Source organism: Streptomyces sp. NPDC002795, assembly GCF_042888725.1.
Lineage (GTDB): Bacteria > Actinomycetota > Actinomycetes > Streptomycetales > Streptomycetaceae > Streptomyces.
Map to the genome: position 1 here is coordinate 231,592 of NZ_JBIAQB010000008.1, position 18,543 is coordinate 250,134.

Annotated in this window: 17 protein-coding genes; 8 read left to right on the plus strand and 9 right to left on the minus strand. The window is 70.8% G+C overall.

Features of this window, described 5'->3' with window-relative positions; genetic code table 11:
- Window positions 1–8: 8 nt before the first annotated feature.
- From ACFYWS_RS24885 to ACFYWS_RS24900, 4 genes are all read right to left on the minus strand, one after another.
- Window positions 9–1,157 carry a mandelate racemase/muconate lactonizing enzyme family protein gene (locus ACFYWS_RS24885; RefSeq protein WP_389280260.1) on the minus strand — a complete coding sequence of 383 codons (1,149 nt, stop codon included), beginning with the start codon at window positions 1,155–1,157 and terminating at the stop codon, window positions 9–11.
- The gene (locus tag ACFYWS_RS24890) at window positions 1,154–2,098 is read right to left on the minus strand and encodes a dihydrodipicolinate synthase family protein (RefSeq protein WP_389280262.1); all 945 of its coding nucleotides are present in this window, start codon (window positions 2,096–2,098) and stop codon (window positions 1,154–1,156) included. The genes ACFYWS_RS24885 and ACFYWS_RS24890 overlap by 4 nt, the downstream gene beginning before the upstream one ends.
- Entirely contained in the window at window positions 2,095–3,396 is a 1,302-nt protein-coding gene (locus tag ACFYWS_RS24895; RefSeq protein ID WP_389280264.1) for an MFS transporter, read from the minus strand. The genes ACFYWS_RS24890 and ACFYWS_RS24895 overlap by 4 nt, the downstream gene beginning before the upstream one ends.
- A 194-nt stretch (window positions 3,397–3,590) precedes the next feature.
- Window positions 3,591–4,274 carry a GntR family transcriptional regulator gene (locus tag ACFYWS_RS24900; RefSeq protein WP_389280265.1) on the minus strand — a complete coding sequence of 228 codons (684 nt, stop codon included), beginning with the start codon at window positions 4,272–4,274 and terminating at the stop codon, window positions 3,591–3,593.
- 125 nt (window positions 4,275–4,399) lie between these two features.
- On the opposite strand from ACFYWS_RS24900, the gene ACFYWS_RS24905 reads away from it, so the two are divergent.
- The 5 genes from ACFYWS_RS24905 (at window position 4,400) to ACFYWS_RS24925 (ending at window position 9,709) form a co-directional block, all read left to right on the plus strand.
- Complete coding sequence (locus tag ACFYWS_RS24905) at window positions 4,400–5,428, plus strand: zinc-dependent alcohol dehydrogenase family protein (RefSeq protein WP_389280267.1); 1,029 nt, start codon at window positions 4,400–4,402, stop codon at window positions 5,426–5,428.
- 206 nt (window positions 5,429–5,634) lie between these two features.
- On the plus strand, window positions 5,635–6,786 hold the full coding sequence (locus ACFYWS_RS24910) for an LLM class flavin-dependent oxidoreductase (protein WP_389280269.1): 1,152 nt from the start codon (window positions 5,635–5,637) through the stop codon (window positions 6,784–6,786).
- Between the two features lie 8 nt (window positions 6,787–6,794).
- Entirely contained in the window at window positions 6,795–8,177 is a 1,383-nt protein-coding gene (locus tag ACFYWS_RS24915; protein ID WP_389280271.1) for an MFS transporter, read from the plus strand.
- Window positions 8,178–8,253: 76 nt separating this feature from the next.
- On the plus strand, window positions 8,254–9,066 hold the full coding sequence (locus ACFYWS_RS24920; protein ID WP_389280273.1) for an amidohydrolase family protein: 813 nt from the start codon (window positions 8,254–8,256) through the stop codon (window positions 9,064–9,066).
- Window positions 9,067–9,229: 163 nt separating this feature from the next.
- Complete coding sequence (locus ACFYWS_RS24925; RefSeq protein WP_389280275.1) at window positions 9,230–9,709, plus strand: hypothetical protein; 480 nt, start codon at window positions 9,230–9,232, stop codon at window positions 9,707–9,709.
- 53 nt (window positions 9,710–9,762) lie between these two features.
- Here ACFYWS_RS24925 and ACFYWS_RS24930 read toward each other — a convergent pair whose 3' ends face one another.
- The 4 genes from ACFYWS_RS24930 to ACFYWS_RS24945 all read right to left on the minus strand — a co-directional run bounded on the left by ACFYWS_RS24930 (window position 9,763) and on the right by ACFYWS_RS24945 (window position 12,554).
- Window positions 9,763–10,209, minus strand: a complete 447-nt coding sequence (locus ACFYWS_RS24930; RefSeq protein ID WP_389280277.1) for a hypothetical protein — start codon at window positions 10,207–10,209, stop codon at window positions 9,763–9,765.
- A complete protein-coding gene (locus ACFYWS_RS24935) occupies window positions 10,206–10,802 on the minus strand; it encodes an RNA polymerase sigma factor (protein ID WP_389280279.1) in 597 nt (198 codons plus the stop codon). The genes ACFYWS_RS24930 and ACFYWS_RS24935 overlap by 4 nt, the downstream gene beginning before the upstream one ends.
- 111 nt (window positions 10,803–10,913) lie before the next feature.
- On the minus strand, window positions 10,914–11,348 hold the full coding sequence (locus ACFYWS_RS24940) for an LAETG motif-containing sortase-dependent surface protein (RefSeq protein WP_389280281.1): 435 nt from the start codon (window positions 11,346–11,348) through the stop codon (window positions 10,914–10,916).
- A 264-nt stretch (window positions 11,349–11,612) separates the two neighbouring features.
- Window positions 11,613–12,554 carry an aldo/keto reductase gene (locus ACFYWS_RS24945; RefSeq protein ID WP_389280283.1) on the minus strand — a complete coding sequence of 314 codons (942 nt, stop codon included), beginning with the start codon at window positions 12,552–12,554 and terminating at the stop codon, window positions 11,613–11,615.
- Between the two features lie 46 nt (window positions 12,555–12,600).
- Between ACFYWS_RS24945 and ACFYWS_RS24950 the strand changes: the two genes are divergently transcribed.
- On the plus strand, window positions 12,601–14,091 hold the full coding sequence (locus ACFYWS_RS24950; RefSeq protein ID WP_389280285.1) for a PLP-dependent aminotransferase family protein: 1,491 nt from the start codon (window positions 12,601–12,603) through the stop codon (window positions 14,089–14,091).
- Window positions 14,092–14,531: 440 nt separating this feature from the next.
- A complete protein-coding gene (locus tag ACFYWS_RS24955) occupies window positions 14,532–16,025 on the plus strand; it encodes an alkaline phosphatase family protein (protein WP_389280287.1) in 1,494 nt (497 codons plus the stop codon).
- Between the two features lie 338 nt (window positions 16,026–16,363).
- Here the strand turns inward: ACFYWS_RS24955 and ACFYWS_RS24960 are convergent, their stop codons facing one another.
- Complete coding sequence (locus ACFYWS_RS24960) at window positions 16,364–17,830, minus strand: FAD-dependent monooxygenase (protein WP_389280289.1); 1,467 nt, start codon at window positions 17,828–17,830, stop codon at window positions 16,364–16,366.
- Window positions 17,831–17,893: 63 nt separating this feature from the next.
- On the opposite strand from ACFYWS_RS24960, the gene ACFYWS_RS24965 reads away from it, so the two are divergent.
- Window positions 17,894–18,511 (plus strand): TetR/AcrR family transcriptional regulator C-terminal domain-containing protein, encoded by a 618-nt coding sequence (locus tag ACFYWS_RS24965; RefSeq protein WP_389280291.1) that lies wholly within the window; start codon window positions 17,894–17,896, stop codon window positions 18,509–18,511.
- Window positions 18,512–18,543: the final 32 nt, after the last annotated feature.

Below are 18,543 nucleotides of genomic sequence, written 5' to 3' on the forward strand. Positions count from 1 at the left end.
CCGCCCTGCTACATCCAGGCGGTGGACCCGTCGGGGCGCACGGGCACCCGGCGGTTCCAGGTGACCCAGTCGTCGGCCACCAGCGCGTCCTCGTCGACCTCGATGCCCCAGCCGGGCCGGTCGGGGCGCAGCTCCAGGTGGCCGTCCACCGGGAGATACGGGTCGGGGCACCAGGTGACCTCGTCGACCTTGTAGCCCATCCCGTATTCAAGGATGCCGAAGTTCGTGGTGGCCGCCGCGAAGTGCACGTTCGCCGCGGTGGCCAACGGGCCCATCGGATTGTGCGGTGACACGGGGACGTAGTGTGCCTCGGCGATCGCGGCGATCTTCACCATCTGCGTCATCCCGCCGACCACACAGATGTCTGGTTGCACGATGTCGGCGCCGCCCGCCGTGAGCAGTGCGAGGAACTCCTGTGTGGTGTAGAGGGATTCGCCCGTGGCCAGCGGCACCTGTAGCTCCGAGCGGGTCCGGCCCCACGAAGGAATATGCTCGGGGCGGATCGGCTCCTCCAGGAACAACGGCTGGTGGGGTGCGAGCGCGGCGCCCAACTCGACCGCCTGGTGCGGCGCCCAGAGGCAGGCGTGGGCGTCGAAGGCGAACTCCCATTCCTCGGGGTGGTGTTCCCGTACGTCGCCGAAGTAGTCGCCGAGCTCACGGACGACAAGGCCGTATCGGGTGGTGTGCAGATCGCGACGGTAGGGGCTCAGCTTGAACGCCGTGAATCCGTACCGCTCGTGCAAGTCCGCTGTTCTGTCCCGTAGTTCGGCGACGTCCGGGGCGTTGTACAGCCCTGCGTAGACCCGCACCCGGTCCCGGACCGCGCCGCCGAGAAGCTGGTACACGGGCACGCCGAGTGCCTTGCCTGCGATGTCCCACAGGGCGTGGTCGATCGCGGCGATGGCGGCGGAGCCCAGGGCTCCCTGCGGGAAGCGGGCCGACTGGTGCAGGAACTGGTTGACCGCGGTGGGCCGCAGCGGGTCCATGCCCTTGATCTGGTCGAAGAGGTGGGCGAGCAGCGGGAGGTAGGCGAGGTCCGGGCCGTGGTTGTACACCTCGGACCAGCCGGTCACGCCGCCGTCGGTGGTGATCTTCACCAGGACACGGGGGCGGTCGCCGACCCGTTGACGGAAGGTCTCCAGGGATTCGATCTTCATGCCACGAGCTCCTTGTCGAGGGCGGGCACGAGCTCCCGCCAGGGCCGGACGGACTCGGTCACCTCGGCCGCGACCGCGCGGGACAGTACGTGGCTCGGCGGGCGCACCTCGCGTCCGCACAGGCCGAGTTGATGCATGGCCTCCTTCACCACGGACACGTTGTCGGCCGAGTGGTTGCGGGCCCGCATCTCCTCGAAGGGGCGGATCCGGCGCCAGAGGGCCGCCGCCTCGTCGTAGCGCCCCTCTTGCAGGGCCGCGAGCAGTTGAAGGGGTACGGCCGGGGCGACATTGGCCAGGCCCGAGGTGAACCCGCGGGCACCGGCCTGCCAGTAGGCGGACGCGTAGGACTCCGCAAGACCGGCGATCCACAGCAGACCGTCCCCGGCCTGCTCCCGATGGGCCGCGAACACCACGGGGTCCGGCACCGAGTACTTGAGGCCGACGACGTTGGGTGCCCGGCGCACGAGGGCCGCGATGTGTGCGCCGGAGATCGCCGGGTTGCTGAGGTAGGGCAGGACGCCGAGTTCCGGGACGGCGCCCGCGATCGCCGCGTTGTACTCGATCCAGCCTTCCGGTGACATGTAGGGCAGCACCGGCTGGTGGATCATGATGGCGTGCGCGCCGGTGTCACGGGCGAAGCGGGCGTCCTCGCTCGCGGTGTGTACGTCGAATCCGACTCCGGCGACAAGGGTCGTGGAGGCCGAGGACGCCGCGGCGACACTGGTCAGGACCGCGCGTCGTTCGGCCGGGGTGAGGGCGTAGAACTCTCCGGTGTTCCCGTTCGGTGTCAGGACCGAGATGCCGCCCGCGACGAGACGTGCGGCCAGTGCGCCTGCGCGGTCGTGGTCGATCTCTCCGTCCTCGCCGTAGGGCACGACCGGAATCGCGATGACGGTGCTCAACTGCCGTACGAGATCAGCGGTGTTCAGGGTCGAGGTCATGAAGTGCCCCCCTTGGGGTCGTTGGCGGCCGCGAGGGCGCTCACGGGTGTGACGGGCTTGATCCGGACCCAGAACAGGTAGATGGCCGCGCTGATGAGACAACAGGCCGCGGAGCCGAGCAGGGGGCCGAGGTAGGAGCCGTCGCCGAAGGTCAGGAAGAGTCCGATCACGATCGGGCTGGTGAGGTTCCCGAGCTGGGAACCGAAGTTCTGGAAGCCCGCGACCGAGCCGACGGTCGCCGGCGACGTGGCGACCTCAGCCGGAAGGCTCAGGATCGCGGCCCCCGCGAAGGAGTGTGCCGCGTTGCTGACGGTCAGCACGGTCATGACCACGAGGTTGCTCTCGATGAAGGGCGAGAACCCGATGCAGGCGCTGAGTGCGAGTCCGGAGACGATCGGTACCTTGCGGGCCAGGTTCGTGGACATCCCGGCCGCCAGCATGCGGTCGGAGACGATGCCACCGAGGACCGTGGAACCGATGGCGATGAGCGGCGGGATGGCGCCGACCATCCCGAACTCGGCCTCGGTGAAGCCGCGGTCGTCGAGAAGGTAGCTCGGGTACCAGGTGAGGAAGAACGCGCCGGCGAGGGAGCGGAAGACGTATCCCGTCATCAGCGCCCACACCTGGTTGTTGCGCAGCAGCACACGCCACGACGCCTCGTGGTTGTCGTCCGCGTTCTGCGCGGCCACCATTTCGCCCTGGTCGGACTGGATGTGCGCCAGCTCCGCCGCGGAGACGCGCGGGTGCTTCTCGGGCTCGCGGTAGACCATCCGCCAGCCGACGATCCAGAGCAGGCCGGCGACACCGATCACCACGAAGGCCATGCGCCAGCCGCTGAACGCGATCAACGCGGTCACGATGGGGACGGAGAGAGCCGTGCCGATCTGCTGGCCCATGTCGAAGAGGCTCGACGCGAAGGCGCGTTCCCGGCGGGGGAACCACCGTGAGACCACCTTGACGTTCGCCGGCTGCACCGGCGCTTCGCCGATTCCCAGGCCGAGCCGGAACACGATGACCGAGCCGACCCCCTGGGAGAAGGCGGTCAGGGCGGTCCAGATCGACCACCAGCCGACCGCGATGGGGTAGATGACCCGGGGCCCGAAGCGGTCGAGCAGCCAGCCGGACGGGAGTTGGAAGAGCGCGTACGTCCAGAAGAAGGCGGAGAGCAGTACGCCCTGCACCGCCGAATTGATGTGGAATTCCTTGGACATGAACGGCATGGCGACGCTGATGGCGGCGCGGTCGAGATAGGCGATGGTCAGCCCGAGGGCCGAGAATCCGACGATCGTCCAGCGCATTCGGCTGCGCTCGCGAACGGGACCTGGCCCTGCTGGGGCGGACGTGCGCACGTTAGACTGGGGCATCGTTGCTCCTAGTGGGTAACGGCGACGCTCCTCGCGGAGCGTGGATCTCTGAGGTGCGGCCCGGGATCTTGGCGGTGAACGGGCCGCATCTCGTCTTCAGTTGTTTTGTTGTTCAGCTGTTTCGCTGTTCAGTGAGTGAGCTTCTCCTCCTGAAGGTGCCGGGCCACGAATCCCTCGATGTGGCGTCGGACGAGCGTGGCGGCCTCGTCGGCCCGCCCCGAGCGCACGCATTCGAGTACGGCAGCGTGTTCGCGGGACTCCTCGTGCCACGAAGGCGACCGGGCCCAGGAGGACGCGGAGACCAGCGCCGTCTGATCCCTGAGCCCGTCCAGCGAGCGGACAAGGAGTGGGTTGCCGCACCCGGCGTAGAGGCCGCGGTGGAAGTCCCTGTTGGCGGTGGAGCGGGTCGAGGCGTCCTCGGCCAGTGCCGCGACCTCCAACGCCCGTGCCGCGTCGGAGAAGTCGCCTCCCGCGACGACGCTGCGGCGCACCGCTTCCGGCTCCAGGAGCAGGCGCATGTCATAGACCGCCATCGCGTCCTGCTCGCTCAGCTCCCGCACGGTGGTACCTGCGAACGGCCGGATGACGACGAGGCCCGAGCCCTCCAGCGCCTTCAACGCCTCACGCACCGGTGTCTTCGACACACCGAACTCCCCCGCCAGCACGTTCTCCACCAGCGCGGCTCCCGGCTTGAGCTCCCCGTTCAGGATCGCCGCCTTGATGGCGTCGAGTACGTGCGCCGTCCGTGACGGCAAGGCGGCCGGACTGAAAGCAGGCAAGGTCGCGCCCCCAAATGGAATCTCATATGTCATATACGACTGGACCGTAACTGCCGTAGCCACCAAGGGCAATGGGGCTGCCGCCAGGTTCCCCGAATCCATCCCGCCTGGGCGTGATGTACTCCTTCCGGTTCCGCCGGGAGATGGGAGTCCGCGAGATGCGTGCAGTGGTGTTCGAGGAGTTCGGCAAGGACGCGGCGGTACGGCAGGTCGCCGACCCCACGCCGCCCCGGGACGGGGTCGTGGTGCGGGTCGGGGCGACGGGGCTGTGCCGCAGTGACTGGCACGCCTGGCAGGGACACGACCCGGACGTCGTCCTCCCGCACATCCCCGGCCACGAACTGGCCGGCACCGTCGAGTCGGTCGGCGCCGATGTCACCGAGTGGCGGCCCGGCGACCGCGTCACCGTCCCCTTCATCTGCGCCTGCGGGCGCTGCGCGTCCTGCGTCCGCGGCGACCACCAGGTGTGCGAACGCCAGGAGCAGCCCGGCTTCACCCACGCCGGATCGTTCGCGGAGTACGTCGCGCTGCACCATGCCGACGTGAACCTCGTCGCCGTCCCCGAGGGCATGACCGACGCCACCGCCGCGAGTCTGGGCTGCCGCTTCGCCACCGCCTTCCGTGCCGTGACCGACCAGGGGCGCGCGGCCGCCGGGGAGTGGGTGGCGGTGCACGGCTGTGGCGGGGTGGGACTGTCCGCCGTGATGATCGCGGCGGCGGCCGGTGCCCGCGTGGTGGCGGTGGACGTCTCCCCCCAGGCGCTCGCCCTGGCCTCCACCTTCGGCGCCGCCGCCTGCGTCAACGCGGCAGAGGCCCCGGACACCGCCGCCGCTGTCCGCGAGGCCACCCGCGGCGGAGCCCACCTCTCCCTCGACGCCCTCGGCTCCCCCACCACCAGCGCCGCCTCCGTCACGAGCCTGCGCCGCCGCGGGCGCCACGTCCAGGTCGGTCTCCTCCCGGGCGGCGCCCACGTTCCGATGGACCGGGTCGTCGCCCTCGAACTCGAACTCCTCGGCAGCCACGGCATGGCGGCGCACGCCTACCCCCGCATGCTGGAGCTCGTCACCGCCGGCACCCTGCGCCCCGACCGCCTCGTCACCGCCACGATCGGCCTGGACGAGGCACCGTCCGCGCTCCACGCGATGGGCTCGGCGCCGGGCCGTGGGGTCACGATGATCGCGCCCTGACAGCGGCCCGCCCGCTCGGGCGTCACGTCCGCTTGCTGAGACGGAACTTGACCAGCGGGCATCGATGCGGAACATTTTCCTAGTAATCCAGTAGGAATAGTAGGCAATGAGGGAAGGGCCGCGCTGACATGCACTGACACCGCCCCCCCCCTGGTCATGCCCTGTTCCATGCTCCGCTCCGTGCTCTGTGAGGTCCTCACCCCGTCATGTCCACACTCACCTTCCACTGGTTCCTGCCCACCACCGGCGACAGCCGCCATGTCGTGGGCGGCGGTCACGGCTCGCTCCCCGGCACCGCGGGGGGCGACCGCCCGGCGTCCGTGGAGTACCTCGGCCAGATCGCCCGGACCGCCGAACAGCTTGGCTTCGAGGGGGCGTTGACACCCACCGGCGCGTGGTGCGAGGACGCGTGGCTGACCACGGCGATGCTGACGCAGGTCACCGAGCGGCTGAAGTTCCTCGTCGCCTTCCGGCCCGGCCAGATCTCCCCCACGCTCTCCGCCCAGATGGCCGCCACCTATCAACGGCAGTCCCACGGACGCCTGTTGCTGAACGTGGTGACCGGCGGCGAGAGCGCCGAGCAGCGCGCCTACGGGGACTTCCTCGACAAGGACCAGCGGTACGCACGGACGGGCGAGTTCCTCGACATCGTGCGCCGCCTGTGGGACGGGCAGACGGTGGACCACCACGGCGAACACCTTCGCGTGGAGGGCGCCCGCCTGAACCGGCTGCCGGACCCGGTGCCCAGCGTCTACTTCGGCGGTTCCTCCCCCGCGGCCCTGGACGTCGCCGCCCGGCACACGGACACGTACCTGACCTGGGGCGAGCCGCCGCAGGCCGTCGCAGAGAAGATCGCCGAGGTCCGCAGGCGGGCCGAACTCCTCGGCCGCACCGTCCGGTTCGGCATCCGGCTGCACGTCATCGCCCGCGACACCGCCGAGCAGGCATGGGCGGAGGCCGAGCGGCTGCTGCAGGGCATGGACCCGGAGCGCGTCGCCGCCGTCCAGCGCGGCCTCGCGACCTCCGAGTCCGAGGGCCAGAAGCGGATGCGCGCGCTGCACGCCAGCGGCACCAGCTCCGACCTGGAGATCTACCCCAACCTGTGGGCCGGGGTCGGCCTGGTGCGCGGCGGCGCCGGCACCGCCCTGGTCGGCAGCCACACGGAGGTCGCCGACCGCATCGAGGAGTACCACCGGCTGGGAATCGACGAGTTCGTCCTCTCGGGCGTGCCGCACCTGGAGGAGGCGTACTGGTTCGGCGAGGGAGTCCTGCCGCTGCTGGAGCGCCGCGGGCTGTGGCGCCACCCGGCCGCACCGGCCCCCGTCGAGTCCGGCAACGTCGCGTTCGCGGGCGTGTGAGCACGGACATGAACGCAGACGTAGACATAGGCACAGACACTCACCCGACGCAGGCCCCGGACGCGGACACGGGCACGGACGCGGACGCGGACAGCGGCGCGGCAACCGGACGCAAACTGCGGACCGTCGTCCTCTCCAGCCTGCTGGGCACCACCGTCGAGTGGTACGACTTCTTCCTCTACAGCACGGCGGCGAGCCTCGTCTTCGGGAAGCTGTTCTTCCCGGACACGGACGGCACCGTCGGCACCATGCTCGCCTTCGCCACGTTCGCGGTGGGCTTCCTCGCCCGTCCGCTCGGCGGCCTGCTCTTCGGGCACATCGGCGACCGCGTGGGCCGCAAGCGCACCCTCGCGTTCGCCATGGGCCTGATGGGCGTCTCGACCGCACTGATCGGACTCCTGCCCACCTACGAACAGGTGGGCGCGCTCGCCCCCGTGCTGCTGCTGGTCCTGCGCGTCGCGCAGGGCGTGGCGCTCGGCGGCGAGTGGGCCGGAGCCGTCCTGCTGGCCGTGGAGCACGGCCCGGAGGGCCGCAAGGGCCGGTTCGGCAGCTACCCGCAGATCGGCCTGGCGCTCGGACTCGCCCTCGGCACGGGCGTGTTCGCGCTCCTGAGCAACGTACTGAGCGACGAGGCGTTCCTCGGCTACGGGTGGCGGGCCGCGTTCCTGGCCAGCCTCGTCCTGGTCGCGGTCGGGCTGACCGTACGGCTGAAGATCGACGAGACGCCCGCCTTCCGCGCCGTGCTCGGCCAGGCGGCGGGGCCCCGGGCCGTACCCCTGGTGGAGGTGGTCCGCGAGCGGCTGACGCGCCGTCACCTGCTGCTCGGCATGGTGGCCCGCTGGGGCGAAGGCGTGGCCTTCAACACCTGGGGCGTCTTCGCGCTGACGTATGCGACCGGGACGCTGCAACTGCCGCGCACCTCGGTGTTGTTGACGGTGACCGGCGCGTCGCTGGTGATGGCGGCGCTCGTCCCGGTGTCGGGGCGGCTGGTGGACCGGTTCGGCGCACGACGCACCTATCTGACGGGCATGGCCGCGTTCGGGGTGTCGGTCTTCCCCGCCTTCCTGCTGTTCGAGACCGGCGGCATGCTGGGCTTCGCCGTGGCGCTCGTGCTCGCCCTGGGCATCGTGCACGCCTGCTTCTACGGGGCGCAGGGCACCCTGTTCGCCGCGCTGTTCCCGGTGCACGTGCGCTATACGGGGATGTCGGCGGTCTACCAGGTGTCCGGCATCTTCGCGTCCGGCATCACGCCACTGCTGGTCACCGCCTTCCTCACACTCGGATCCGGCACCCCGTGGCTCGCGTGCGGCTATCTCGTCCTCTCCGCGGTGGGCAGCGTCTGGGCGACCTCCCGGCTGCGCGAGGAGGACCTGTTCGTGCGAACCGGATAGGGTGCCGATAAGCGATCGCTTAGCCGGCTTCTGTGCGGCAGCGCCGAAGCCGCCGGAAGAGAGGGCACGGAACCTGATGCCGGTCATCGACGCATGGATGCAGCACCCCACGCTGCGTCACTCCAACCATGAGATGTTCGAGTCCCTGCGCCGGTGGACGGGGCAGGGACTGCGGGTGGAGTCGCTGCCGGTCAAGACCACGGTGGCCGCGATGGCGGCAGCGGACGTCGAGATCGGTCTGTCGGCGGCCTGGTACGGACCGCAGGGGCCGCTGATCAGCAACGATGAAGTGGCCGCGTTCGTCGCCGAGTCCGAGGGGCGGCTGCGCGGAGTGGCCGGCGCGGACCTCTCCCGCCCGGTCCAGGCAGTGCGTGAACTGCGCCGCGCAGTTGAGGAACTCGGCTTCGTGGCCCTGCGGATCGTGCCGTGGCTGTGGCAACTCCCGCCCACCGACCGGCTGTACTACCCGTTGTACGCCGCCTGCGTCGATCTCGGCATCCCGTTCTGCACGCAGGTCGGGCACACCGGGCCGCTGCGCCCGTCCGAGACCGGCCGCCCCATCCCGTATATCGACCAGGTCGCCCTCGACTTCCCCGAACTGACCATCGTGTGCGGGCACATCGGCTACCCGTGGACCACCGAGATGATCGCGGTAGCCGACAAGCACGCGAACGTCCACATCGACACCAGCGCCTACACCACCCGCCGCTACCCGCGGGAACTGGTCGACTACCTGCGGGGCCGGGGCCGCGGGAAGGTCCTGTTCGGCACCAACTACCCCATGATCACCCCCGGCCAGGCACTGAAACACCTCGGTGAACTGGACCTGGACGAGGAAGCCACGAACCTGTTCCTGTCCGGCAACGCACGGCGGGTCTTCAACCTCTAGACGCCTCTAGACGCCGCCAGACGCCGCCAGACGCTGACACCATTCCGCATGTTTCGGGCCCGGCCGAAACACCTGTCCCGCCCCGGCGCCCTCCCGGCACTGTCTTCTCCAACGGGGACGCCGCCACTCCGACAGTGCGGCGCAGAACGGAGAGTGGACCATCATGCTCACTACGAAGAGGAACCTCGTCGGCCTCGGGGCGTCCGTGCTCCTGCTGACCGGGAGCGGTTTCGGCGCCGCCGTCGCACAGCCGGGCGGCGCGGGCGATGTGTCGGCCCGCGGAGTGCACGGCGACTCGAAGGCCAACGCCAGCTACGCCTACGCCCACGCGACCTGGAAGTGGACCGGCCCCGGCTCGACCGGCAAGGTCAAGGTCTACGTCAACGACCAGCGCTGCCGCGACGATTACGACTCCTTCGCCTTCATGCAGTTCAAGGGGGCCGACGGCGCCGTCATCACCGGGGAGAGCCGGGCCTGGAACGAGAACAGCGACTGCGTCGGACGCGGAAAGACCACCACGTTCCCGCGCTTCTCGGACGGGTTCAACGTCAAGAAGGCCCGCGTCGTCGTCTGCAAGAACGACGTCTGGGGCTCGGGTGACACCTGCAAGAAGGGCGGCTGGCACAGCAACCCCAAGGCGTGAGTGCCGGGTTGTGAGCGGAAGCCGCTGACGGCGCGGCCCGTCCCGGCTCCGGCTCACTCTGGTGTGCTCGCGCCGCCCCTCGCGCTCGGAGACTCGGAGGAGGGCGGGGACGAGGGGGACGGCGACACCGGGGTCGGGACGGCCGTGCCGGACGGTGCCGGCGGCGAAGGGCTGGGCGTCGAGCGGCTGTCGGGGACGGCCGAGGACGACGGTGCGGCGGGCGGCACGGGGGTGCGGTGCGGGTCCGATTCCGGGGCCAGGGCTACGTAGCCGACAACAAGTGCCGCGGCCGTGGCGAGCCCGGCGACCGGAAGGGCGAAGCGCCGGCCAAGGACGCGGAGTCGGGGCAGCCGGCGCAGATGCGGTCCTGGCGGCCGGGCCGGGCGCAGTGCCCGGACGTCGATGCTGTCGGCACGCGCGCCGAGCGCCTCGCGCAACCGTTGCTCCACCGGGCGTTCGGCGTGGTCGGCCGGAGGGACACGTGGCGTGCGGGGAGTCATATCCGGCCCTCCAGGTTCTTTTCCAGTGCGTCCAGGGCGCGGCTGGCGTTGGACTTCACCGCGCCTTTGCTGATGCCGAGGGTGGCGGCTATCTCGGCCTCGCTGAGGTCGGCCCAGTAACGCAGTACGAGGACTTCACGGCGGCGCGGCGTGAGCCGGGCCAGTGCGGCGAGGACTTCGCGGTGTGCCTCGTCGAGGACGACGGAGTCCTCCGCGGAGGGGGCTTCGCCGGCCGGTGGCGGGGTCCACGCCCGGGCCGTGCGGCGGCGACGCAGCACCGACCGTGCGGTGTTGACGACGGCGGTACGCAGATAGCCGAGGGCGTTGTCCACCTCTGTGATGTCTTCGCCGTGGCGGCGGTAGAGCGCGGTGAACGCGTCCTGCACGACATCCTCGGCGGTGGCCAAGTCGTCCACGAGCAGCACCGCGAGGCGCACCATGCGCAGCCGGTGCGCGTGGTAGAGCTCGCCGATGGTGGGTGGCCGGTCGAGATGCGGGGGTGCGTACGTGGTGGCCCGGCCCGGCGCAACGGCGGCCGGGCCGGGCGCCCCTTCGAGAGCGGTCCGCTCGCGTCGCAGCAACCCACGCAACACATCCCGCCACCCTGGGCGGACTCGGCCGTACGGGAGGGTGAACGGCCGTGGTGGCGGGGCGAGTTCGTGGGCTGCGGGGGTGTGCACAGGGTTCCTCGGGTGTGTGCTGCGTCAGCGGTGCGAGCGGCGGCGTACGGCGAAGAGGGTCCCCGCGCCACCGAGGACGAGTGCGGCTGCGCCGGCGCCCAGGACGGTGGTGGTCGTGTTCGAGGCTCCAGTATGTGCGAGCTCGTCCTCGGCGGGGGCGGGAGCGGGTGTGCCGGGCTCGGTGGGGACGGGCGAGGGCGTGTCGGTCTCGGCGGGGGCGGCACTCGGCGCCGCCGAGGGGGCTTCGTCTCCCTTGCCTCCGGGGGCGGCGGGCTCGGCGGAAGGCGGGGCACTCGCGATCGGCGTCGGGACGCTGCCGGCCGACTCCGGGGGCGCGGGGCTCGGTGTCGCGGTGGTGGCGGCCGAGGGACTCGCCGGTGACGGCACCGGCGTGGCGTGGGCGACGGGGATCGTAGCCAGGGCGGCCAGCAGGCCGGTGGCCACGACTGCGCTGCGCACAGGAACAAGGTGTTTCACGGTCGTACTCCACGGTCGGGGTGAAGGATGCCGGACGGCACCCTTCACCCCCACACGACGTGTGAGTTCGCGTCGGGTTGCCGCGGTCGCACAAAAAACTTTCTCCCGGGCGCCCGGCGCATCACGCGGCTGGAAAGACAACACCGACGCGAGCCAAGTCCCCCTGTCCCCCGATCAGATCACCGATCCCGACGCCCGGGAGTACGCGCAGCGCCAGGACGTACCCCGCACAGAGCTGCTCGCAGGTCACACCGCAGAGTCCAGGCGTCCACGCTGATCGGCCGTCAACTCCAGTGCCACACCCGCGACCGCCTCGTCCAGCTGCTCGACCGAGCTGACACCGACGATCGGCGTGGCGGCCGGATGTCCCCCGGTCAGCCATGCCAGCACCACCCTGTTCCGGTTCGTACCGGTCTCGGCGGCGATCTCGTCGAGCGCCGCGAGGCGGCGGGCGGTGCCGGGGTGGTCGTACTCCTGTGGAAGTGGCTTGTCCGCGCGGGTGTATCCGCCGCTCAGCAGCGGCGTGTAGGCCCACAGTGCCATGTCCGGTTGATGCTCCAGGTAGTGGAGCACCTCGTCGCTGACCGCGGCGAACCGGTGCCCCTCGCTGAGCCGGGTCGCGGGGCGCGGCTGGAGGTACGTGTGGCGTTGCTGCACCGCCGTGAAGCCGGCGCCGCCGCGCTCCCGTGCGATCTGCCGTGCCCGTTCGACCTGCCACACGGGGTAGTTGGAACAGCCCAGACGCCCGACCGTGCCCGCGGACACGAGGCCGTCGAAGGCGGCGACCGTCTCCTCCAGAGGTGTGCTCGGATCGGGCATGTGCGCCCAGTACAGCTCGACGTGGTCCGTGCCGAGGCGTCGCAGGCTGTCCTCGATCCCGCTCTTGACGGCCCCGGCCGACAGTCCCTCGGCGGTCTCCGGGAACCGGCCGGCCTCGGTCGGCTCGCAGCCCACCTTGGTGCTGATCCTTACGCGGTCACGGACACCCGGGCGCCTCGCCAGCCAGCGCCCGATCATCTCCTCGCTCCGCCCGCCGAAGCCGGTCGGATCGGCCCAGAACGCATAGCAGTTGGCGGTGTCGATCCAGACGCCTCCGGCGTCCACGAAACGGTCCAGTATCCCGAACGATCGGCGCTCGTCCTGAGCCGTGCCGAACAGCATGGCCCCGAGGGCCAGATTCTTCATCATGCACTTCACGCTAGGCGCGTTCGGTTCGGCGCTACGCTCCAATGTTGTGGCTGATTCCCAGACCAATTCCGCGTGGGCGACGCTGCTGGATGTCCGTTCCCCGGAGGGCGGGCGGCGCCGTCTGCACGATCGCCTGGCTCACGCGCTGCGTACCGCGATCCGCGACGGCCGTCTGTCGGAGGGCGCCGCCGTGCCACCGAGCCGCGCCCTCGCCGAGGAACTCGGCTGCTCCCGCTGGGTCGTGACACAGGCGTACGGGCAGCTCATCGCGGAGGGGTACCTCTCCGCCCGGGTGGGTTCGGCCACGCGTGTCTCATGGACGCCGGAGACACCCGGACCGACACCGTCGCACCCCCGCGGCCGGCGCTCGCCGGCCCCGCCACCGATCCGGTACGACCTCGCGCCCGGCCTGCCCGACCTGCGGGCCTTTCCCCGCCGCCGCTGGGCGGACGCCGTCCGGGCGGTCATCGGCTCGACCGTCCACTACGACCTCGGCCTGCCCGACCCCGCCGGACACATGGTGCTGCGCACCACCCTCGCGCAGTACCTGCGACGCTCACGCGGCGCGGACACACATGCCCAGTCCGTGACCGTGTGCGCGGGCGCCACCGACGGTCTGCTGCGCACCTGCCGGGCACTGCGCGCCGAAGGGATCACCGACGTGGCGGTGGAACACCCCGGATGGGGACGGCTGCGGGACGCCGCCACCAGCGCCGGCCTGCGTGTGCACCCGGTGCCCGTGGACCAGGACGGCGTCAGCGTCGACGCCCTCGCACGTACCCCGGCCCGGGCCGTCATCGTCGGCGCGGCACACCAATTCCCCACCGGCACAGTGCTGTCCCCACAGCGCCGGGCGCATCTGGTGCACTGGGCCCGCGAGGCGGACGGTTTCGTCATCGAGGACGACTACGACGCCGAGTTCCGCTACGACCGCCACCCCGTCGCCGTCATGCAGGGGATGGCCCCGGGCCGCGTCTTCCTCCTCGGCTCCGTCAGCAAAACGCTGTCACCGGCCCTCGGCCTGGGCTGGCTCGTCGCACCCGCCTCGATGACCCCATCGCTCCGGGCAGCGAACCTCGTCGCCGCCGCGCCACCGGTCCTCGACCAGCTCGCGCTCGCCACCTTCATCGACCGCGGCTGGTACGACGCACACCTGCGCGCGGCACGGCGGCGGTTCCGCTCCCGCCGCGACCTGCTGCTCCGCACACTCGCCGCACACGTCCCGCAGGGCCGGGTCTCCGGCTCCGCCGCCGGACTGCACATCCTGCTCCACCTGCCGGACGACACCGACACCCGAGGCACGGTCCGGGCAGCGGCCACCGCCGGACTGCGCCTGTCCGACCTCGACGACTACCGCACACACCGGCCGGCGGAACCCGCGCTCGTCCTCGGCTACGGCAACATCAGCGACACAGAGATCCCCCCGGCCATCGCGCTCCTGCGCGACGCGCTGCGTCCGCCGACGGCCACACCACCACCGCGCAGTACGGCACAACGAGGCATTCAAGCCGGCATCGACCTGCCCCAGGCCCTGTAGGAAGAGGCAGCGGAACCTGCCGCAGCTCCGACACACCCGGACATCGGCGACAAGGAGGGCGCGCGGGAAGGTTCGGGCCGCTTCGGCGTACGCCGCTGCGTAGCGCGGTTCGTTGAGGGGCAAGGGATCGACGCGCAGCGCACCGGCACGACATTCGCCGAGCTCACGCAGGACACCGCCGGAGTGAACGTACGGTTCACCGACGGCTCGACCGGCCGCGAGTTCGTGCATGTCCCCATGGGTGGCGCGAAGCTGACGACCGGTCACGGATGAGCACGGCTCACTGCGGCAGCGAACTGACAGTTTCCGGAAACTTCACCCGCGCTCCCTGTACCGGCGGAGCCCAATTGCGAAATGATAACGGGTCTGGACCCACGAACAACTCCCTTCAAACAGAGGGGTGTTGATGGAGTCCTCGTCACCGGTAAGGAGAACCCCCCATGTCCGCAAGGCCATCACGCCGTTCGCTCCTGATCGCCGCAGCTCTCGCCACCGTCTCCGCCCCGCTCGCCGCAGGCACCGCGCGAGCCGCCGCCCGCACCCCCAAAGTCCTGGTCATCGGGCTCGACGGCGCACTGCTCGACCGGATCAGAGACGCCGACGCACCCCACCTCGACGACCTCATGGCAAGCGGACTCACCGCGGCCAGCTCGATCTACTCCGACCCCTTGGCCCCTACGCTCTCCGGCCCCGGCTGGTCGACGATCATCACCGGTGCGTGGCCCGACAAGCACCTGGTCAAGGACAACGCCTTCACCGGCAACGACTTCACCCGGTACCCGGACTTCCTCACCAGGATCGAGACGGCGAAGCCCGCCCTCTCGACGTACGCGGTCGCCTCCTGGGCGCCCATCACCACGACCATCTTCTCCTCGAAGGTCGACACCCGGATCTCCACTCCCTCCGCCGAGTACGACACCGGCACCACCAGCCGCGCCGTTGCGGAGTTGGGCAGTGGCAACCGGGACGCGCTGTTCGTCCACCTCGACAACATCGACCACGCCGGGCACAGCGACGGCGCCGCCAGCAGCCAGTACCTGGCCGCGATACACGACGCGGACGCGCAGGTCGGCCGGATCGTCGCAGCGGTCAAGGCCCGTCCCACCTACGCGTCCGAGGACTGGCTGATCATGGTCACCGCCGACCACGGCCACACCGACGCCGGCGGCCACGGCGGTAACAGCGCCCCCGAACGGCAGACCTTCCTCATCGCTACCGGTGGAGGTATCACCGCCGGCTCCACCCGCCACGACATCAAGATGCCCGACGTCGCGGCCTCCGCACTCGCCCACCTCGGCATCCCGATCGACACGTCCTGGAACCTCGACGGCCGCCCCCTCCAGCAGCCGGCCCCGGACGCGTTCGACGCCCTGCGCCCCCAGTTGACAGCCCGCGTCGACGAGACCGGTATCGGCGCGGCCGTCCTGGGCTTCACCCACACACCCCCGGCCGGATGGAACGTCGTCAACACCGCGATGGGAACCGGCGGCGTCACCGAGTGGCGTGGCTGGAGCTTCACCACCGACGAGTTCTGGACCGCTTCCGAAAGGGGGCAGGGGCGCGAGAACAACGTCCGGGCCCGGAACGTCTTCGCTGTCGCCGACGGCGACGAGTGGGCCGACAAGAGCTACAGCGGCACCTTCGACTCCACCCTGGTCACACCCGCCTGGCCGGTGAAGGGCGGCTCGACGGCAGTCCTGCGCTACACCACGTACTACCGCCAAGAAGCACCGCAGAAGGGCGAGGTCCTCGTCGCCTACGACGATGGAACCCCCGTCCCCGTGAAGTCGTACACCTCCGACACCTCATCGAGGACCGAGAACATCACGCTCCAGGTTCCGCAGGGCGCCACCACGGCACGTGTCCGCTTCCGCTACACCGGGGGGAACAACTGGTTCTGGACCGTCGACGCCGTGTCCCTTACGGCCTCTTGACCGCCCTCCTCGTCGCCCTCTGACCCACCAAGGACGAGTCGGCCGCCGGAGGAAGGCATCCGGCGGCCGACTCGGCTCGGGCCGCCGCAGGACGCCAGGTGGGCGGCGGTTCTGACGCGGCTGGGCTCTCTGAAGCAGTGACGGCCCCGCCCCACGCGGCCCGCCCGATCGCGGTGCGCACCGCGCCGGCGGCGACGCGGGCCGCGGCGGTCTTGAGTGCGGTCGACAGGGCGGGGAGCAGCTCGCGGGACCAGCGTGCCGACGGCATGGACAGCGAGATCGGGGCGGTGGGTAGCCCGCCGCCCCGGCCGGCAGGCCGACGCACACCGCGGTCCTGGTCAGCCGTGAGTCGCGGATACCGCCACGTACGACTCGGCCCGCAGAGCCTCGGCGTCGGGCTGTTCGCTCGCCCACGCGACATGACCGTCGGGGCGGATGAGCGCGGCACGCACGGTGGACCAGGCGGGGCGTGGGTCGGGCCGGGGTGCCGTGTGCGTGATGACGTGGGGCGTGGAGGGCGGCGCCGGGGTGCCGGTGAAGTGCAGCAGGACGTGGCGGCCGGTCCGGAGCAGTGTGAAGAGGTCTGTGCTGTCGGAGAGTCCGAGGTTGGGTGCGCGGTGACCGGTCAGGGGGTGGTGGTGTGCGGGGCCCGGGTAGGTGACGGCCAGGGCGGAGAGCCGTTCGGCCAGGCTTCGGGAGAACTCGGGCACGGTGGCGATGAGTTGGCTCAGGAACGCGCGCAGGTCCTGGCCCTCCGCCGAGTAGGCGTTCAACAGCGCCGTCTGGGCGCGGGTGCTGAGCAGTAGGTCGGCGCCGACCGGGTGGCGTTCGGCGTGGTAACTGTCCAGGAGTCCGGCGGGCGCGGTGCCTGCCACTGTGGCGGCCAGTTTCCAGCCGAGGTTCGTGGCGTCCTGGATGCCGACGTTGAGGCCCACGCCTCCGGCCGGGTAGTGCATGTGCGCCGCGTCGCCCGCGAGGAGGACGCGGCCCCTGCGGTACTCGGCGGCCTGGCGGGTGGCATTGCCGAACCGGGAGAGCCAGCTGGGGTCGCGCATACCGAAGTCGGTTCCGGCGATCCGAGTCACCTTCGCGCGCAGCCCGTCGAGGGTGAGTTCGCCGGGGTGGCCGGCACCGGTGCTGCCCGGGTCACCGCCGACGATCCGGTGGATGCCGCCCGGCATCGGGACGACCATGACGCCGCCGGTCGGGCCCGACACGGCGGACACCGCGCCCTGTGGCGGGTTGTCCAGGACGACGTCACCCAGGAAGCCCCAGGTGGTGGCGTCGTTGCCGGGGAAGTCGATGCCCGCCGCTTCGCGCACGGTGCTTCGGGTGCCGTCGCAGCCGACGAGGTAGTGGGCGCGCAGTGTGTAGGGGCCGTCGGGGCCGGTCGCCTCAATGCTCACCCCGTCCTCGTCCTGGGCTAGTCCAGTCACTTGGTGCCCACGTCGGATGGTGGCTCCGACCGCATGGGCGTGCTCCTCCAGCAGCTCCTCGGTGCGGGCCTGCGGCAGGGCGAGTGTGAAGGGGAAGGGGGTGTCGAGGGCCCCGAAGTCCATCCGGTCGTCGAGCCCGCCGAAGTGGCCGCTGGGGATGCGCCGCCCCTCCGCGAGGAACGGCTCAAGCGCGCCCCGGGTGGCCAGCACCTCCAGGGTGCGCGGATGGATGGTGAGGGCTTTGGAGTGGGGATCCCGCTCGCGGCGGGTTTCCAGGACGGTGACGGGTGTCCCGCCCAGCCGCAGTTCGGCGGCCAGCCACAGCCCGGTGGGGCCACCTCCTGCGATGACTACGCGCTCGTGCTCCATGGCAGCTCCTCAAGAACGTCTTGGTCAGTGACCAAGGTGGGGTGCGCCCAGTAGACTAGGTCGGTGACCAAGAAGCAAGCGGCGAATCCCACCCGGACCCGGCTCGACCCCGAAGCGGTGGTGCGAACGGCCCTGGAACTGCTGGAGGAGAAAGGCGCGGACGGGCTCTCGATCCGCGGCATCGCGGACCGGCTCGGCGTCCGCATGAACACCGTGCTCTGGCATGCGAAGACCAAGGCGCGGCTGTCGGAGTTGATGGCGGACGCGATCGTGGCCGGGGCGCCGGTGGACGGACTGCCCGAGCCCTGGGAACCACGGGTCCGCGAACTGCTCCACCGCTACCGCCGCGCCCTGCTGTCCCACCGGGACGGGGCCAGGATCGTGGCCGGTACGTACGCCGCCGAACCCGCCACACTCCGCTTCGCCGACCTGATGACCGAGGCACTGCTGGCCGGCGGCCTCACGGAACGCGAGGCGGTCTGGACCGGCTGGAGCCTTGTCTACTTCGCGTTGGGGCTGGCCCAGGAGGAACAGGCGCTTCCTGACGCGATGGGCCCGGCGTTCGCACGGCGACTGGACACGGGCGAATACCCCTCACTGTCCCGAGCCGCCGCGCATTTCGAGGACACCTCGTTCGACGAGCGCTTCGACTACGGACTCTCCCGCATCCTGGGGGTGTGAAACGGAACGGCGCCCCAGCGGCTCCGGACGTA

Bases quoted from the DNA above. Each gene is read 5' to 3' on its own strand.
- ACFYWS_RS24925 (WP_389280275.1), top strand. From the start codon at position 9,230: ATGCTCACTACGAAGAGGAACCTCGTCGGCCTCGGGGCGTCCGTGCTC.
- ACFYWS_RS24895 (WP_389280264.1), bottom strand. From the start codon at position 3,396: ATGCGCTGGACGATCGTCGGATTCTCGGCCCTCGGGCTGACCATCGCC.
- ACFYWS_RS24930 (WP_389280277.1), bottom strand. From the start codon at position 10,209: ATGACTCCCCGCACGCCACGTGTCCCTCCGGCCGACCACGCCGAACGC.
- ACFYWS_RS24905 (WP_389280267.1), top strand. From the start codon at position 4,400: ATGCGTGCAGTGGTGTTCGAGGAGTTCGGCAAGGACGCGGCGGTACGG.
- ACFYWS_RS24890 (WP_389280262.1), bottom strand. From the start codon at position 2,098: ATGACCTCGACCCTGAACACCGCTGATCTCGTACGGCAGTTGAGCACC.
- ACFYWS_RS24915 (WP_389280271.1), top strand. From the start codon at position 6,795: ATGAACGCAGACGTAGACATAGGCACAGACACTCACCCGACGCAGGCC.
- ACFYWS_RS24920 (WP_389280273.1), top strand. From the start codon at position 8,254: ATGCCGGTCATCGACGCATGGATGCAGCACCCCACGCTGCGTCACTCC.
- ACFYWS_RS24945 (WP_389280283.1), bottom strand. From the start codon at position 12,554: ATGATGAAGAATCTGGCCCTCGGGGCCATGCTGTTCGGCACGGCTCAG.
- ACFYWS_RS24900 (WP_389280265.1), bottom strand. From the start codon at position 4,274: ATGACATATGAGATTCCATTTGGGGGCGCGACCTTGCCTGCTTTCAGT.
- ACFYWS_RS24910 (WP_389280269.1), top strand. From the start codon at position 5,635: ATGTCCACACTCACCTTCCACTGGTTCCTGCCCACCACCGGCGACAGC.
- ACFYWS_RS24885 (WP_389280260.1), bottom strand. From the start codon at position 1,157: ATGAAGATCGAATCCCTGGAGACCTTCCGTCAACGGGTCGGCGACCGC.
- ACFYWS_RS24960 (WP_389280289.1), bottom strand. From the start codon at position 17,830: ATGGAGCACGAGCGCGTAGTCATCGCAGGAGGTGGCCCCACCGGGCTG.
- ACFYWS_RS24955 (WP_389280287.1), top strand. From the start codon at position 14,532: ATGTCCGCAAGGCCATCACGCCGTTCGCTCCTGATCGCCGCAGCTCTC.